Source organism: Roseibium sp. MMSF_3412, assembly GCF_030733265.1.
Lineage (GTDB): Bacteria > Pseudomonadota > Alphaproteobacteria > Rhizobiales > Stappiaceae > Roseibium.
The window spans coordinates 150,188-165,755 of the sequence record NZ_JASHJI010000001.1; the positions used below are offsets into that span (position 1 = coordinate 150,188).

The following is a 15,568-nucleotide window of genomic DNA, read 5'->3' on the forward strand; positions in this document are numbered from 1 at the left end:
GTGGTCGGATTGGCAAAAGTGGCAGAACACGTGTCTGCAAACCGCTCGGGAGGACGGTAACAGCATCATGCTGCACGGTTGGATCGTGATACTGGTCGCAACGGCCTATATCCTGCTGCTCTTTGCCATCGCGAGTTTTGGCGACAGGATGACGCGCAACTCGCCGTCCAGAGCGGGCGGACGCCCGTTCATCTATGCCCTGTCCCTCTCGGTCTATTGCACCTCCTGGACCTTCTTCGGATCGGTTGGCAACGCGACGCGCAACGGTGCGGAATTTCTTACCATCTATATCGGCCCCCTGCTCGTCTTCGCGCTCGGCTACCCGCTGCTTCGCCGGATCATTCAGATCTCGAAAACCGAGAGCATCACCTCAATCGCCGATTTCATTGGCGCGCGTTATGGCAAGAGCCAGTCAGTGGCCGCTCTGGCAACCCTGATCGCGGTGATCGGCGTCATTCCCTATATCGCGCTTCAACTGAAGGCGGTTTCGTTCTCGGTCACGACCATGGTCGGCCCGCTCATAACTCCCGGCTTCAGCTTTGCGCCGTTCTTCAATGACATCACATTGCTGATCGCGCTCGGCATGGCGATCTTCAGCTGGGCGTTCGGCACCCGGCACATTGACGCGACAGAACACCAGGAAGGCCTGATGCTCGCGATCGCTACCGAGGCGATCGTCAAACTCCTGGCCTTCCTGGCCGTCGGTTTCTGGGTTACCTACTGGCTGTTCGACGGTCCGTTCGATCTGGTGCGCGCCATTTCCGAAGCACCGGAAGTCGCCGAGGTGTTCGAACAGCCGATCAATGTCGGCAATTGGCTGATCCTGTCGATCCTGTCCGGTTTCGCCGTCCTGATGCTGCCGCGCCAGTTCCACGTCACGGTCACGGAGAACAACTCGGATTCGGAGCTGAGATGCGCCACGTGGATGTTCCCGGTCTACCTGGTGCTGATCAACCTGTTTGTCATCCCGATCGCGGCAGCGGGCATGCTGCGCTTCGGTCAGGACGTCAACCCTGACACCTACGTCCTGGCACTGCCGATCGATGCCGGCCAGGAGTGGCTCGCCCTCTTTGCCTTTATCGGCGGTCTGTCAGCGGCCACCGCGATGGTCATCGTCGCAACGGTCGCGCTTGCCATCATGATCTCCAACGACATCGTGGTGCCGCTCCTGTTGCGCCGTCAGGGCGAAGCCGATCTGATGACGTCCGGCGGACGCGACATGAGCCGCCAGCTGCTGACGATCCGCCGCCTGGCTATTTTCGGCATTCTTCTTCTTGCCTACGCCTACTACAAGGCGGCTGGAGACACGGCCGCCCTTGTTTCCATCGGTCTCCTGTCTTTTGCAGCGATCGCGCAATTCGCCCCCGCCTTCATCGGTGCCCTGTTCTGGCGGCGCGCGACCTCGCTCGGCGCCCTTGCCGGTCTCAGCAGCGGGTTCCTGATTTGGGGGTATACGCTGCTTCTGCCGACCTTCGCGCAATCCGGCCTGCTGTCGACAGACTTCCTGGAGACGGGCCCGTTCGGGCTGAGTGTTCTGAACCCGCAATCGCTTTTCGGCCTGCAACTGGACCCGTTCATTCATGGAACGCTCTGGAGCCTTTGCATCAACATTCTGCTGTTCGTCGGCGTGTCCTTTTTCAGGAAACCGCTTCCGGCCGAAACTCTTCAGGCCAATGTTTTCGTGCCGGCGGAACTGACCCCCTCCCCCAGCCTGCGCTACTGGCGCACGTCCGTCACCGCGGCCGACCTGCAATCGACCGTCGCGCGTTATCTCGGCGAGGAACGCACCGAGCGGTCGTTTCACCGCTTTGCCAGCGAAAGAGGCATACCGCTGGATCCAAACACGCTTGCCGATGCCAATCTGCTGCGGTTTTCCGAGCAGCTTCTGGCGAGTGCCATCGGCGCGGCCTCGTCCCGTCTCGTCCTGACGCTGATGCTCAAACGGCACGACCCCTCGACCAAGGGTGCCGTCAAGCTGCTCGACGATGCGTCCATCGCCATCCAGTACAACAGGGACCTGCTGCAGACGGCGCTCAACCAGGTGCGCCAGGGTATCGGTGTCTTCGATCGCGATCTGCGGCTGATCTGCTGGAACCGCCAGTTCCGGGACCTGCTTGGCCTTCCTGCGGAGTACGGGCAGGTCGGGACCACGCTTGATGCGATCCTGCGCTACAACACCCAAAGGGGCGAGTACGGTCCCGGACCGGTCGAAAGCATCGTGGCCGATCGCATCGAGAAACTTGTCGTCGTCCAGGAAACATTTCAGGAGCGCCTTGAATCGAGCGGGGCCGTGTTCGAGGTCCGGATCAGCCCGATGCCCGATGGCGGTATCGTTACGACCTACACAGATATCACCGAACGCGTGATGGCCGAAGAAGCCCTGGCGCGCGCCAATGAAACGCTTGAGCGGCGCGTCAGGGAAAGGACGGAAGAACTCACCCACGTGAATGAACGCCTGCAGGAGGCGACCCATGCCGCTGAAGAAGCGAATATCGGCAAGACGAGATTTCTCGCCGCTGCCGGGCATGACATTCTGCAGCCGCTCAACGCAGCACGCCTTTATGCTTCGGTACTCGTGGAAAAGCTGAAAGCGGGAGAAGACGGCGAACTTGTTCGCAACGTGGAATCCGCGCTGGAATCCGTTGAGGACATTCTGGGCGCCGTTCTGGACATTTCACGGCTGGACACCGGAGCGCTGAAGCCGGAACCCACGGTTTTCCGGCTGGACGAGATCCTGCGCGGCCTTGCACTGGATTTCCTGCCCGTCGCGCAGGAAAAGGGCCTCGAACTGCGGATCGTGCCGACATCGGTCTCCGTACGCACAGATCGCCGGCTGTTGCGCCGGTTGCTTCAGAACCTTGTCTCAAACGCACTGAAGTATACCCAGGACGGACGGGTGCTGGTCGGGTGCCGCCGGCACGGCAATCGCGTGATCGTCGAAATTCACGACACCGGAATGGGGATACCCGAAAGCAAGCAGAAGGCCATCTTTCAGGAATTCCACAGATTGGACGACGGCATGCGTGTCGCCAAGGGGCTTGGTCTGGGCCTCTCCATCGTCGAACGCATCAGTCACGTACTGGACCACCCGGTCGCGCTCAGGTCGGTTCTGGAAAAGGGATCGTGCTTTTCGGTCGAATTGCCGCGCGCCGCTGCCGTTCCCGATACGCTGCCGGCAAAACAGGCCCCGGCCGCGATCGGTAACCTGGATGGTCTGTGCGTCGTTGCCATCGACAACGAACCGGACATCCTGAGCGGCATGCGACATCTGCTGTCCAGCTGGGATTGCCTCGTCGTTACCGCCGGCAACGAACACGAAGCGGCAGCACAACTCAACAAGGCGGGCCTGACACCGGACGTGATCCTCGCCGATTACCATCTGGACAATGGAACAGGTATCGAAGCCATCGTGAAACTGCGGTGGAAGTTCGGACGCCACATTCCGGCGATCCTGATTACGGCCGATCGCAGCCGGCCGGTGCGATCGGAAGCCGGCGAAAAGGACATCGCGTTCTTCAACAAGCCCGTCAAACCAGCCGCGCTACGCGCACAACTGGCGCGGTGCCAGGCGGGCCAGGCCGCCGAGTAGGTCTTCAGTTCACGGCGGCGGTGGAGGCCTGCTGCTTGTCTTGTTCGCTGTCCGAGACCGGAGCTTCGGCCTGGCCGTCCCACCCCTCGGACGCAGCCTGAATGATGTGCATCGGGTTGGCGCTTGGTTTGCCGAAGAAATATCCTTGCAGGGTATCACAGCCCAGCGTCCTCAGCGCATCAACCTGGAAGCGGCGTTCAACACCTTCCGCAGTGACTTCCAGTCCGAGATTATGTGCCAGGGCGATGACGGCCGAAATAATGGCGAGGCCGTCACTGCGTTCTCCAATCTCGTCGACGAAGGTCTTGTCGATCTTGATCTTGTCGAACTTGTATTTGCGCAGATAGGACAGGGACGAGTAGCCGGTACCGAAATCATCGAGCGAAATCTTGATGCCAAGATTGCGCAATTTCTTCAGCTTATCCGGCGCTGCACCCGAATCGCGCAGGAACACCGACTCGGTGATTTCCAGGACCAGTCTTTCCGGCGGAAAGCCTGTCTCGTCCAGCACGCTTGTTATCTGGCTCACGAGATTGGGATCCATGAACTGGACCGCCGACAGATTGACCGCAACACTTTCAAGGTCCGGGCATTGCGCCGCCGCGGCGCAGGCCTTTCTCAGAACCCAGTTTCCAAGTGGCAGAATAAGCCCGGCATGCTCGGCAATCGGCAGAAACGTGTCCGGCGTGACTTCGCCGCGCGTCGGATGGAACCAGCGGACCAGCACCTCGCTTGAAACCACCTTGCCCGAGCGCGCGTTGACGATCGGCTGAAACTCGACGCTGAGCTTGCCGAATTCGAATGCCTCGCGCAAATCGGCTTCCAGTTCGCGCCGTTCACGAACTTCCCTTTCCATGGCAGCTTCGAAGGCAAGAGCACGGCCGCGGCCGCTCTCCTTGGCCTTGTAGAGCGCAATGTCAGCGTTGCGCATGAGATCGTCGACCGTATCGCCAGCCCCTCTCAGCCTCGTGAAACCGACAGTGGCCCCGATTGCAAAGTCCCGGTTTCCGATCCTGAACGGCTTGCGGGCCACGTTGACGAGTTCCTCGGCAAAGGCGCTTGCGGCCTGATCGCTGACGAACCGTCCGAGCGCAGCAAATTCGTCGCCGCCAAAGCGTGCCAGTGACGTCCTGCCTTCGCTGATGGCGGTAAACCGATCGGCAACCTGTTTCAGCAGTTCATCGCCCGCAGGGTGTCCGCTGGTATCGTTGACGACCTTGAAGTTGTCGAGATCGATCAGGAACAGCGTCAGCGTGTTTTGACCGGCTTTGACCTGTTCGGAAAGCAGGTCCTCCGCCTGTTTCAGGAACCAGCTGCGGTTGCCTATCCCGGTCAGGGAGTCATGCTCGGCGAGATGTGTTACCAGCTTTTCCGCTCTTCTGGCCTCGGTGATATCGGACGCGACCCCGCGATAGCCGGTGAATGAGCCGTGGTCATCGTAGACAGGGCGTGCGGCGATCGACCACCAGCGTTCCTCGCCATTCACCGTGAGCCCGATAACGATCTCGCGAAACGATTTCTGCAGGCTGATTGCGTCTTCCAGGCCGGCGACCTGCGCCCGCGCGTCCTCGCTGTCGAGCGAATAGGCCAGATCGACCATGCGCATGGAATGAAGTTCCGGCCGGGTTCGGCCGCTGGCATGGAGAAAGCGGTCGGACACGTTCCGGAAGTTGCCGCTGCTGCTCGTTTCCCAGATCCAGTCGCTTGACGTTTCCTCGAATTCGTTCAGCAGCAGAGCGATAAGATCGCCATTCTTTTCAAGTTCCGCTTCGGCAAGGAAGTGGGATGCGAACAGCCACCCTGCCGCAGTGGTGCTGCCAATGACAACGAACGTGTAGCTTGTAAGAAGAAACAGCAGCGGCCACATCATGACGCTCTGGTCGATCACAAGGGCAACAACGGTCGCGGCATACAGGATCAGAACCCAGCGAAACGCAGCCTGCGGTACGGTTGCGAGCGCAAATCCGCCACCGCAGATCATGCCTGTGGTCACACAGGACGCAATCCAGATCGCATTCAGGTTCCCGCTCATGAAGGCGGCAATGGGCACCACTGCCCACAAGAGGCTCAAAAGCGTCGCATGGCGGACGGCCGCATTCAGGGCACGGTGAGATGCAAGCTCGATGGGCGACCGCGATGACACGAACCATTTGATGGTCGTCAACGCCATGAGGCTCATCGCCGCTACGGCCCATGCGATCACATAGGCGAACGGAAGCGACAGTGCCAGAACCGGCATGACCACGACAACATTGACGACATTTGCAAAAACCGTCAGCGGCGTCAGACGGGCAATGCTCGCAATCTGGGCCGCACGCACGCGGCAGGCCAGATACTGATCCACAACCGGATGACCGAACGCGAGCAACAGCGCCCGCGTCGGACTGGCATCCATATGCCCATCCGGACGCATTGCAGCATGTTTGACCCGTGAACCAGGTGACACAAGCGCCAGCAATATCGTTTTAAGGACCAATCTCCAATTGGCGCCAGGCCGCATTTCTTCTCCGCATCACTGTCATTTTGCCGTGCGTGTGACACAGCTCCTTGTGACGCAGATATAGCCTTCATTCCCTGAAGTTCCGGTAAAGAACCTTGTGAAATTTTCCGAGTTTGCCGAGTCTTTCGAAGAATTTAGCGCTAACGCCCGTTTACCTTAACGAACCTGTGCCCGACGACAAATCGTGGCCATGCCAGAGGCACGGAGAGTGCGGCGAACGACAAAACACCGCGCCTGAGAATGTCCGGCAACAAAGGTGCAATCGGCACATCAAGCGCCCGCGGCTTGTTGCTCTTCCCCGCCGAGCTGCCACTGTCCTGCTTCGATCTTGGAAGCCGCGATGACGGCCTGCGTCCGGCTTTCCACGCCCAGTTTCTGTAAAATAGCAGAGACATGTGCCTTCACGGTCGCTTCGGAGACGGACAGTTCATATGCGATCTGCTTGTTGAGGAGCCCTTCCGACAACATCATCAGAACGCGCACCTGCTGCGGTGTCAGTGTCGACAGACGCTGGATCAGGTCATCGCTGCCGTCGTCTGCTTTCAGGTCGACATCGGGCGGTGTCCAGACATTCCCGGACATGACGTCCGAAATCGCCTGTCTGATGACTTCAATTCCGTGTGACTTGGGAATGAAACCTGACGCACCGAATTCGATTGCCCGGCGAATTGCCTGTGGCTCCTCATTGGCGGACACAACGACGACCGGGACACCGGAAAACTGTGCGCGCAGATACATGAGACCTGAAAAACCACGCATGCCCGGCATGGTCAGGTCAAGCAGAATGAGATCGGCATCTCCATCCTGCTCAAGGCGTGCCGTGACGTCTTCAAGAGCACCGGCCTCTTCAATCGAGGCGTCCGGATATTGATTTTCCAAGGTCTGGCGAAGCGCCCCTCGAAACAGGGGATGATCATCTGCGATGATGAAGCGATACGAGGTTGCCGACACGTTGTTTTTCCTCCCTCAACGGTCTTTTCGCAGCTGTACCAAGCCTTTGCTTGCCGAGCGCTCAGGCGGTTGCCGAGCGCTTCTAGGCCTGTTCTTTGGCTTCTGGTCTGATAGAGCTACCGCATTGAAGTATGTTTGCAACACCGGTCAGGTGCAAGTCAAACAATCGATTTGGCCAGCACGCTCAACACCAAACAGACCCGAGATTGCCGTCAAAGGTAATTTTCGCCGAATCATCGCACAAGTAAAAGTATAGCCCACTCAAAAATACATTAGAAAATGCACAACCAACGGTTTAAATGCTACTTTCCGCAGCATCCTTCCAAATCCAAATAATATAACTCGCCGGTTTAGAATTATTTTTTTCCACAGTCTACATTTCTATTGATAATTTCTCGAAAGGAGGCAACAAATGAACTTACGGTGAACCCTGAACATCTAGTTTTTAATCACTTGCACGAAGTTTTAGAATGACCATTCAATCTACCCTTTATTCATTTGTTAATCGCTGGGAATGCGATGAAAACGATCACCTGAACGTACAGTTCTACTTCAGCAGATTTGAAGAAGCAGACCGCCAGTTCCGCCTGATGAGCGGATTGAGCGAAACAATCGTGGGCGCGCGACGCGTCCGGCACGTTCGGTACCACAAGGAACTGAGAACAGGCGATCTGATCACGATCCACTCCAGCGTTGCTTTCGACGGCCCGCACATGCTGACCGTGGTGCATGAAATGCGCGACGGCGCCACCGGGATCCTTGCCGCAACCGCCCTGGACGGGTACGAGCCGAACCCGAATTCGGCAAAATCCCTGCGGCAAAGGTTCAAGGAGTTCCAGACGCCGATGATCACCGAGGCCGCACCACGTGGCATCAAGTCCGGCCCGTCAGCCGTCCGTTCGAGCCTGCCGGCGCTTCTGGGCCAGGGAGCAGAGATCTGCTTCCGGGGAACCGTCATGCCGCGCGATGTCGGACCGGACGGCAAAGCCGACGATCAGTATGCACTTGCCTGCTGCACCGACGGCGTTGCTCATGTCTGGCAACGGACCCCGATGACCCGGGCCTATCTTGACGAGAACGGGTTCGGCCGCGTCGCCGTCGAAATGAAGTTATCCTGGTCAACCCCGCTCAAGACCGGAGATGCCGTCGTCGTCGCAACCGGGTTTACAAGCGTGGGCGCACGCACGTTTTCCATGAGGCACCACCTGTTCGAAAGCAGGACCTCGCGCCTGGCTGCAACGCTGGACGTGGTCGCTCTTCCGATGGACCTGTCTTCCCGCAAGGCAGTTGAGCTTCCGGAAAGCGCGCATGCCGCAATCTCCAAAACGCTGATCGACTGAGCATCTTCTGCAGGAAACCGGCCGGACTGACGCTTGCTATTGCTGCAGCAGCGGACTGGCTGGTGCCAGGGTCCGGTTGAATGTGCGGGGCGGAATTGCCCCGTCGCAATCCCAAAGCGGCTCTAGTTGCCTTCGCCTTCAAAGTCTTTCTGCAGGTCGCGAACCATGCCGAAAAACCGGCGCATGGCGCTTTCGGTGAAGGTCAGCATACGCTCAAGCTCTTCGTCGTCCTCGGTCCAGCCGGACCCGTCACTGCTGTCCGGCTTCCTCGGCCTCTGCGAGAGTTCGGGTGTTGTTGACGCCCCGCCATCCGGACTCAGTTCCTCAAGACGCGCGGTCAGGCGGTCCACTTCCGCGGCCAGTTCGTTGATTTCGGCAAGATAGGCCTCTTCGGCCAGCGGCACCGGGTTGCATCGCCAGGAACCGTTCTGCTCCTGGCAGATCGAGATTGTGCCGTTCTGCCTGTCGACCCTCAAGATCTCATCGTCCGCTTCAACCAGTGAAAACCGGTTCGGGTCGCCCTCCGTGACAGCCTCCTTCGTGTCGGCGGACAAAACCGACTGAGCCGACACCGGAGCAACCTGCATCAGGAAAACCGCAGCCGCAGCAGATACAAAAAGACGTTTCAACACTGGCATCGTCATAGGGTTTCTCCGATTCCGGCAGCGGACCTGAGGACCACGTGCCTCACTTCTGCCGTTGTGAAGGCGTGCCACAAATCCATGGCCAAAGCACGGCCAAAATCAATCCGGCTCTTCTGCCGAGAGGCGTCAGGGCGCCGGGTTCTCCGCTTTCGGCAGCAGAGCCTCAAGGGTTTCGATACGGTCTGCTTCGTTTGGCGGCTTGTCCCATCTCAACCTTGAAATTCTGGGAAAGCGCATGGCGACACCAGATTTATGCCGCTTCGACCGGTTCAGTCCCTCGAAGGCGACTTCCAGAACGAGACCTTCCGTCCTGCCATGCTTCACCTCCCTCACCGGGCCAAAACGATTGAGCGTGTTGTTGCGCACGAACCGGTCGATCTCGCGAAGTTCGTCATCGGTAAAGCCGAAATAGGCCTTGCCGACAGGCACGAGTTCATCACCGTCGGCGCCAGCGCGCCAGACGCCGAACGTATAATCGGAGTAAAAGGAAGACCGTTTGCCGTGGCCCCGCTGCGCGTACATCAAAACGGCATCGACGAGGTATGGCTCCCGTTTCCATTTGAACCACAGGCCTTTCGGTCTGCCGCTGACATAAAGCGCATCCCGGCGCTTGAGCATCAGCCCTTCGACGGCGTCAGCATTCGCAGCGTCAAGGATGGAATGCGGGTCCGATCGGGCCGCCGCGATCTGATCCCAGTCACCGACCTCCAGCATGGGCGAGAGCTCAATGGCCGGCAAGGACAGGGCTTCGATGAATAAGCCAAGTTTTTCCCGGCGTGTTTCAAACGGCAAACCGCGCAGATCCTCGCCCTCAAGCTCAAGCAGGTCGTAGGCGCGGATCGCCGCCGGATACTCACGGATCAGCTTGGGTCCGGCTGTTTTCCGGTTCAGGCGTTTTTGCAGGTCGGAAAAAGGACGCACGATGCCATCACTCACCACGAGGAGTTCACCGTCGATGCTGGCATTGAAGTCCAGCAGCTCTACGATGTCCGGAAAGGCCCTGGAAATGTCCTCGCCGGTCCGGCTGTAGAGACGACGGACGGTTTCGCCTGCCCCGGTTTGCCCCGCTGCGGCCTGAACCCTGATGCCGTCCCACTTCCACTCGACGGCAAACGCTGCGGCGTCAAGCTGCGGCAGTTCGCGTTCCTCGTCCAGGGGATGTGCCAGCATGACGGGCCGAAAGGGGGCCGGATCCTGATTGTCCGGCCTGCCGCTTCTGCCCTCTGCCCAGGCAAACAGGGTTTCGTAAGGAGGCTTGAGCCCGTGCCAGACTTCCTCGATCTGGGCAACATCCAGTCCGCCGAGGCGCGCGATCGCGGTTTTTGCAAGGCGTGCAGACACACCAACGCGAAGCCCGCCGGTCACAAGCTTCAAAAGCGCCCATCTGCCGGTTTCGTCCAAGCGGTCGAGCCAACCGGTCAACAGGCGCGGGACATCGGTTTTGCCGGCCGTCTCCAGCGTCTCGACCACGGCGCTCAGAGGCAGCGAATCCCGCGGTTCGGTGGCAGCTCCATCATCGCCGGCCGGCCACATCAAGGCGATCGTTTCAGAAAGGTCGCCGACAAAGTCATAGGACAGCGCGAACAGCTGCGGATCCGTGCGATCGTTGATCAGCGCGCGCAGGAGTGCCGGTTTTGCGTTCTTGAAATTCAGGCCGCCTGTCAGGGCTGCTAGGGCGTAGCCGCGATCGGGATCAGCGGTCTCGCGGAAGTACCTGACCAGCAGCGCCTCCTTGGCGAGCCGGCGCGGCTCCAGCGAAAGCCTGTCGAGCAGTTGGGAAAACGCGTGCATACCCTAGACATACCTTGAAAGACCTGAAGGGCAAGTCTTTCCCGAACCGGATAGGGGTCTGGCTGGTTTAGGGCGCGTGCTCATAAACGAGCCAGCGCATTTGGCTGCTTTCGGTGGAATATCCGAAGACAGTAATCCAACACGCAGGCCGACATCGCGGACGGACCGCACATATATGCGTCCGTTGCGAATGGACGTTTTGGGACTGGGAGGGGACTGGCGGGTTTTGGCCGAAAAGTCATCGAAGTGGATGTTTGCGCAGCGCGAGTTAGCGGCCGGTTTCGGCCCGCTGCTGACGTTTAAGGAAACTGCAGCAAAGGTCTTAAAGGAGCCCATACCAACAGAGTTTCTGCGGCACGCCGGACGTCTGTTTCATCAAAAACTCGCCCGCATATTGTAGTCTCTACAGAAATAAATTATACATTGTATAATTAAGAGTTATGGAGACTTCCATGCCTACTGGACACGTCATGATGGCCATCACGTTAGATGGATACGTCGCGCGAAAAGACCACTCACTAGATTGGTTGATGAAGCAGAAAACAGCCGATGAAGATCATGGGTTTGCCGAGTTCCTCGGCACCATTGACGTCATTGTAATGGGTAGTGGATCATACCGCACAGTGCTTGGGTTTGAAGCTTGGCCATATGAAAAACCCGTTGTCGTCTTAAGTAATTCACTTACGAGCGAGGACGTGCCACCCGAACTGGCTAAAAAGGTGGAAGTCATGAAGCTATCGCCACAGGCATTGATCGCAGAGATGGAACGTCGTGGATGGCAGCGCATCTATGTTGACGGCGGTGCCATCGTGCAATCGTTTATCAAGTTGGGACTGATTAACGACTTCAAGCTGGCAATTGTCCCTATTCTGCTTGGAGACGGAATCCGGTTGTTCGGCGACCTTCCGTCAGATGTAGACCTCGAGCTTACGCATACGAAGGCCTACCCATCAGGATTGGTTGAATTGAGATATAAAGTGGCCTGATCCGTGCCCGGTCAGAAACGCAGAGGAAGACCTAAGAAGCAGTGGGGCGGCGTCGACAAAGCGGCTGTCCTACGCTGTGCCCATTCGATTTTGGCTACGCAAGGGTTGGAGAAACTGACCTTTCGTGCCCTCGCAGCCGAGCTAGGCGTAACAGCAATGGCTGTTAAACATCACGTTGGTAGCCGGGACCAATTGTTGAGTGATTTGGCCGCTCATATTTTCGAGGGAATTGATGCAGGCGTTGCTGGTGAAACACCGAGCGCAGAGCTCCGACAATTGTTGGTTCGCTATAGTGGGCTTACCCTCAAGAACGCCGATCTCGTTCGATATCTGCTGAGCAATCCCAATTGTATGCCAAAGGCACTAAGCGAATTCACGACCCAAATCCGGCGAAGAACACAGGCCATCAATCATGGTGATTCTGATGATGCAATGCTGAACTTGTTGATCGACTATGTTCACGGTTTCGTCTTCGCAGCAGACGCAGCTCCAACGGAGGTTAGTCTCACCCTGGAGAACTGCATGAATAGCATCGACTGGCTGTTGGATGTCATGGAGAGCAGACGTTGAACTGACGTCGGTGAAAGAGCGCTTTGTCCGGCTCTGCGGTCATTCGTTCAAACCACAGCGAAAGTCCGCTTCCCGCCCTTTCCAGACCTTGGCGCGTGGTGCAACGAACGGCTTCGTATAGAACCACGTCGAAGGCCGGCGAACGCCCAAATTCAGCGCAAAGCCGTCATTCATACCAAACGCACCAACTGTCATTAGAGGCTCTCAACCGGCTGTCGACCTGATCGGCAAAGCTTTGGCCTCTGCGGGCAAAGCAGGGATTGAAGTCTGGCGAGCCGGTGCGGTTTCAGCGACAGCCTGTCGAGCCGTTGGGAGAACGCGTGCACAGGCTAGACATACCGGGGCAGACTACTGTCCGGTTTAGAAAGTCCTATCAAACTTATGCAGTCGAGAAAGCAGCATATTTCCTCGCGATGCCAAATCGGGATACAGGTTTGTTTCCCCGATTTGTCGTCCCGGTTTGTCGCACGCGCGGCAAGACCGGGAACCAGTACGCTGAGTGGCTGAAATGAGAAGAAAGAGGAAACACAGGTGGTTACCGGGTCCCGGCCTTCCGCTGCGCTTCAGCCGGAATGACAAGATCAATGACTGGCGATTGCCTCATGAGATCGGCTTCGGATTGAACTGGACAGCAGTGGCCCGGATGCGGCCCTTGGCGTTTCGTCAAGACAACCCGCCGTCAGGCCGCAACGTCCTTAAGAGCCTCACCGGAACGATACTGAAGACCGAGCGTCTCGCCCTGTACCCACCTGACTTCCATCGGGAATTCATCCCCGTTGTCGTCGAAATAGGTGACAGGCATGCCAATCTCGGCGCCGGCAAATGCGGTCACGCCGATGCCGCCGTCGGAGCTGTTGACCAGAGAGGTCTCGAATGTGCGGCCGTCCTCGGTCACGAGCGTAACTTGCTGGCCGGTCTCCTGCTTGCGCGAGGCTCTGCGCCGCTCTTCGACATCCTGGGTCATTTCCTCAAGGAAGCCTTCGATCCCCTGCGCCATCGTGTCGGCAACGGTCTTCACGTCACCGGCAATGGTATCGACCGTTTCCGCTTCGCTCGCCGTTGCCTGGATCGCGCTGTCGACTGTCTCGGCGCTGTTGACCGCGTTTCCTGTCTCCGTCGCGGCCATCGTGATGCTCTGCGAGATCTCCTGGGTTGCAACACTCTGCTCGCCGACCGCCGTCGATATTGCCCCCGTGACTTCGCTGATCATCTCAATGGAGCCCGAGATCTTGCGGATCGAGTCGACAGCTTCGTCCGTCAGTCCCTGGACGGAGGAGATCTGGTTTGAGATCTCCTCCGTGGCCTTTGCAGTCTGCGTGGAGAGTTCCTTGACCTCCGCGGCGACAACCGCAAAGCCCTTGCCGGCTTCCCCGGCTCTGGCCGCTTCAATTGTCGCGTTGAGCGCAAGAAGGTTGGTCTGCTCCGCAATCGCGCGGATCATTTCGACGACCGTGCCGATCTTTTCCACCGCCTCGGCCAGACTTGAAACATTGTTGTCCGTCCTGCTTGCAATCGTTGTGGCATCATCGATGACGCCGTTTGCCCGCTCCGCCTGGTTCATGATCTCCTGGATCGCGGCGGACATCTCCTCTGCTGCCGCGGCAACCGTCTGAACGTTGTTGGACGAAGATGCGGAGGCGTCGCGCGCCTGGCCTGCCGCCGAGGAGGCATCCTGCGAAATCGAGCGGACACGCGCTGCAATGTCGGTCATGGAGGTGGTCTTGTCGTGGACTTCTCCCGTGACGCTTTCCATCAATCCCTTGAACTTGTTGATAAGCTCTTCGACGTGGTTCTGGCGCATGCGTTCACGATCGCGTTCCTTGGCGGCCTCGGCCTCCAGAACCTGCCGGACGCGCGCATTTTCCTGAAAAATTTCGCCTGCACGGGCAAGATCACCGATGGCGTCGCGGCGGTCCGCGTAAGGCATCTTGAAATCAACATCGCCATTCGAGACCCTGACCAGGTTTGCAGTCAGGTTGGCCAGAAGACCATTGACGCTGCGCAACTGCCAGACACAGATGAGCAGCGTGACGAGCACAACACCGACCGTCTCTGCAACAACATATCGAAGATGGCTGTTCGCGGCACTGGCCAGTTCCTGCGCACGCGTCTCCGCTGCCTTCAACATGCCGATCGACGCCTGACGGATTAGGTTCAGACGCTCGGTGGCCTTGCCGAACCACACGGACCCTTCAATGCCCTGGCCATCGTTCGTTTCGGGCAAAGTTCTCAATACGGTGCGCCACTCCATGACCTGTTCGACCGCCGGCCCGGATACAACAGCCTCGAAGGCGGCAATTTCCTCCGGCGTTGCGATACTTCTGAAATTGTTCAGGAAAGCCGTTTCAACGGACAGGCGATCGAAATAGGCCAGGAACCGGTCAGTCGGAACCTCACCGGTTCTGCCCGCGATCGTGAACAGCTGCGCGCCGATCGCGCGCTCCAGCCCCCCTGCCTCTATGGCCTCCGTCAGGAGAAGAAAAGGGGTCATCTGTCCGGCGTATTCGGGGTCGGCACTTGCATGCTGGGCTTCCTGGACGATCTTGATCAGATCCCGGATCTTGCCCGAATAGAACGCAAGGTTCTGCTTTCCACCCAGGGTGGCGCGGTCAATCCCGGCCCTGTGGGCAGCGACTTCGTCCAGCCCGCTGACGGTCGCATGGATCTCGTCCTGAAGTTTCGTATTGCTGATCCGGAAGCCCGCAGCCGTCTGCCGAAGGTCTTCCAAGGCCGTGTCCGTCGCGCCGCGCTGTTTTGCAAGCAGCTCTCTCGGGGTGTCCGCATGTCCGGACGCAAGCAGCACCGCCGTCCGGCCACGCTCTTTCTGCAATTCGTGAAGCACGGCCTCCGACTTTTCGGCGACAAGGGCGGTCGGATAGATCTCAGAGGCAATCCTGCTTTCGGTATAGGCTTCGTTGAGCGCAATGAATGTCGCCACCACGTAGGCCAAAAGCGGCACGATCGCCAGGAGGGCAATCTGCATGCGAATCGATTTCAACATCGAACACTCCCATCACCACAATTCGTCTTCATTTGACGGTGATGGTGTTAACAAATTCACCAACCAAGAGCTGAAACCAGAAGAGTTACACGCAGTATTGGCAATTTTGCCCGGTCAGTCGCTCCAGCTGACATTGCAACCATTGTCACACCTTTCAAGTGTGCCCAAAAATACTTCATTGTCCCGATGTGGACTG

Annotated in this window: 9 protein-coding genes; 4 read left to right on the plus strand and 5 right to left on the minus strand. The window is 58.4% G+C overall.

The window, feature by feature from the left end:
• The first annotated feature begins 67 nt into the window (after positions 1 to 67).
• Positions 68 to 3,589: a PAS domain-containing hybrid sensor histidine kinase/response regulator gene (locus RBB49_RS00695; protein ID WP_306140720.1), complete on the plus strand. Its 3,522-nt coding sequence runs from the start codon at positions 68 to 70 to the stop codon at positions 3,587 to 3,589.
• Positions 3,590 to 3,593: 4 nt separating this feature from the next.
• Here RBB49_RS00695 and RBB49_RS00700 read toward each other — a convergent pair whose 3' ends face one another.
• Positions 3,594 to 5,984 (minus strand): bifunctional diguanylate cyclase/phosphodiesterase, encoded by a 2,391-nt coding sequence (locus RBB49_RS00700; RefSeq protein WP_306140721.1) that lies wholly within the window; start codon positions 5,982 to 5,984, stop codon positions 3,594 to 3,596.
• A 375-nt stretch (positions 5,985 to 6,359) separates the two neighbouring features.
• The gene (locus RBB49_RS00705; protein WP_306140722.1) at positions 6,360 to 7,040 is read right to left on the minus strand and encodes a response regulator transcription factor; all 681 of its coding nucleotides are present in this window, start codon (positions 7,038 to 7,040) and stop codon (positions 6,360 to 6,362) included.
• A gap of 470 nt (positions 7,041 to 7,510) precedes the next feature.
• On the opposite strand from RBB49_RS00705, the gene RBB49_RS00710 reads away from it, so the two are divergent.
• Complete coding sequence (locus tag RBB49_RS00710; RefSeq protein ID WP_306140723.1) at positions 7,511 to 8,380, plus strand: thioesterase family protein; 870 nt, start codon at positions 7,511 to 7,513, stop codon at positions 8,378 to 8,380.
• Between the two features lie 122 nt (positions 8,381 to 8,502).
• Here RBB49_RS00710 and RBB49_RS00715 read toward each other — a convergent pair whose 3' ends face one another.
• Together RBB49_RS00715 and RBB49_RS00720 are read right to left on the minus strand one after the other, a co-directional pair.
• A complete protein-coding gene (locus RBB49_RS00715) occupies positions 8,503 to 9,024 on the minus strand; it encodes a hypothetical protein (protein WP_306140725.1) in 522 nt (173 codons plus the stop codon).
• Positions 9,025 to 9,150: 126 nt separating this feature from the next.
• Entirely contained in the window at positions 9,151 to 10,815 is a 1,665-nt protein-coding gene (locus RBB49_RS00720; RefSeq protein WP_306140727.1) for a cisplatin damage response ATP-dependent DNA ligase, read from the minus strand.
• A gap of 452 nt (positions 10,816 to 11,267) precedes the next feature.
• Here RBB49_RS00720 and RBB49_RS00725 point away from each other — a divergent pair, with 452 nt between their 5' ends.
• Together RBB49_RS00725 and RBB49_RS00730 are read left to right on the plus strand one after the other, a co-directional pair.
• The gene (locus tag RBB49_RS00725; RefSeq protein WP_306140728.1) at positions 11,268 to 11,801 is read left to right on the plus strand and encodes a dihydrofolate reductase family protein; all 534 of its coding nucleotides are present in this window, start codon (positions 11,268 to 11,270) and stop codon (positions 11,799 to 11,801) included.
• Between the two features lie 3 nt (positions 11,802 to 11,804).
• Positions 11,805 to 12,371, plus strand: a complete 567-nt coding sequence (locus tag RBB49_RS00730) for a TetR/AcrR family transcriptional regulator (RefSeq protein ID WP_306140729.1) — start codon at positions 11,805 to 11,807, stop codon at positions 12,369 to 12,371.
• 679 nt (positions 12,372 to 13,050) lie between these two features.
• On the opposite strand, the gene RBB49_RS00735 is transcribed toward RBB49_RS00730, so the two are convergent.
• Positions 13,051 to 15,372 carry a methyl-accepting chemotaxis protein gene (locus tag RBB49_RS00735; protein ID WP_306140730.1) on the minus strand — a complete coding sequence of 774 codons (2,322 nt, stop codon included), beginning with the start codon at positions 15,370 to 15,372 and terminating at the stop codon, positions 13,051 to 13,053.
• Positions 15,373 to 15,568: the final 196 nt, after the last annotated feature.